The 1,186-nt window shown below is 53.5% G+C and carries 3 protein-coding genes; 1 reads left to right on the forward strand and 2 read right to left on the reverse strand.

Translation table 11 applies throughout. The features are described from left to right. Positions 1-488, forward strand: a 488-nt coding sequence (locus CW742_RS14045) for a tetratricopeptide repeat protein (RefSeq protein ID WP_292421447.1), incomplete at its 5' end; no start/stop codon positions are given. 21 nt (positions 489-509) lie between these two features. On the opposite strand, the gene CW742_RS14050 is transcribed toward CW742_RS14045, so the two are convergent. Together CW742_RS14050 and CW742_RS14055 are read right to left on the reverse strand one after the other, a co-directional pair. Next, the gene (locus CW742_RS14050) at positions 510-875 is read right to left on the reverse strand and encodes a carboxymuconolactone decarboxylase family protein (protein ID WP_292421449.1); all 366 of its coding nucleotides are present in this window, start codon (positions 873-875) and stop codon (positions 510-512) included. 6 nt (positions 876-881) lie between these two features. Beyond that, positions 882-1,010: a desulfoferrodoxin FeS4 iron-binding domain-containing protein gene (locus tag CW742_RS14055; RefSeq protein WP_292421452.1), complete on the reverse strand. Its 129-nt coding sequence runs from the start codon at positions 1,008-1,010 to the stop codon at positions 882-884. Between the last annotated feature and the right edge of the window lie 176 nt (positions 1,011-1,186).

The raw sequence follows: 1,186 nt of genomic DNA on the forward strand, positions 1-1,186 counted from the left end.
GGAACAACCAGGCTGTTGCGTACCGGGGCCTGAACAATTACCAGGGGGCTCTTGTTGCAAGTGAAAAGGCAATCGCACTCGATCCCGGATATTCCACCTCGCTCAATATCAGGGGCTGGGCGCTGAACGGGCTGGGAAGGTATGGCGAGGCGCTCGAACCGCTGAACCTTGCCATTGCAAAACACGACGATTTCACCGATGCGTGGGTGAACAAGGCAACCGCCTTAAACGGCCTGAAGCAGTATGGTGATGCACTTCTGGCTGCTGACAAGGCAGTGGAACTTGGTCCGGAGAATGCCAGTGCCTGGCTCATCAAGGCAACCATCCTGGAGAACACAGGAAAAACCGCTGAAGCGCAGCAGGCATACGCAAAAGCAAAGGAACTGGATCCGACCCTCGTGAAAAAGACTCCCCTGCCTGCGTTTATCGTCTGTGCAGGAGTAGGCTTTACCATTGCGGCATTCGGTTTCCGGAAGTTAAGGAATTAAGTTCCGGAATAAAAAAACCGGTTATTTTTTCATTACTTCATCAAGCTGGGCCCTGCCATAGACATATGCCGGCATTCCCGAGAGAAGGAACGTCACCCGCAGTGCCTCTTCAACCTCTTCCTTTGTAATACCGAGGTTTGCCGCACCGGCCAGCTGGGCATGGACGGCATGCTGGTCACGCAGGGCTGCCGCAATTGCGATCGCAATAAGTTTCTTTGTCTGCTTGGAGAGCGCCCCGTCATCCCAGATGTGCTGCTCGAACCTCATCACGAGATCGAACATTTCCGGTTCTTTCGTTGTCAGCTCCCGGAAGAACTTGGGGACCTTCCCGATCTTCTTCTCAAGATCTTTGAGGTCTTTTTCCTTTGCTGCTGTTTTTTTGGCCATACCCTCTCACTCCTTTTCGAGCTGCATCGGTTCGCCGCAGCAGACAAGCTCGCCGCCGCCGACTTCTTTCACAACCACGACATTTCCGCAGATGTCACAGCGGAACACCTGTCCCTCTTTTGACACATTCACCATAGAACCCGCCACATTCTGGATCAACGGGCACCTGCCGGGGAATTCCGGTTCCGGTGCACCGATCCGCGCCTCTCTGTTCTCACGTCGGTACAAAAGGAAAAAATGCCGGTAGGTAAATTACTGGAAGCTCTTTCCGCGTTTCGGCGGATGCTTTACATCTTCCGGTGTCTTGACAT

This window comes from Methanoregula sp. (assembly GCF_002835825.1).
Classification (GTDB): Archaea; Halobacteriota; Methanomicrobia; order Methanomicrobiales; family Methanospirillaceae; genus Methanoregula.

What these genes read in the sequence shown, in the direction of transcription:
- CW742_RS14055 (WP_292421452.1), bottom strand. Translation starts at nt 1,010, where the DNA reads ATGGTGAATGTGTCAAAAGAGGGACAGGTGTTCCGCTGTGACATCTGC.
- CW742_RS14050 (WP_292421449.1), bottom strand. Translation starts at nt 875, where the DNA reads ATGGCCAAAAAAACAGCAGCAAAGGAAAAAGACCTCAAAGATCTTGAG.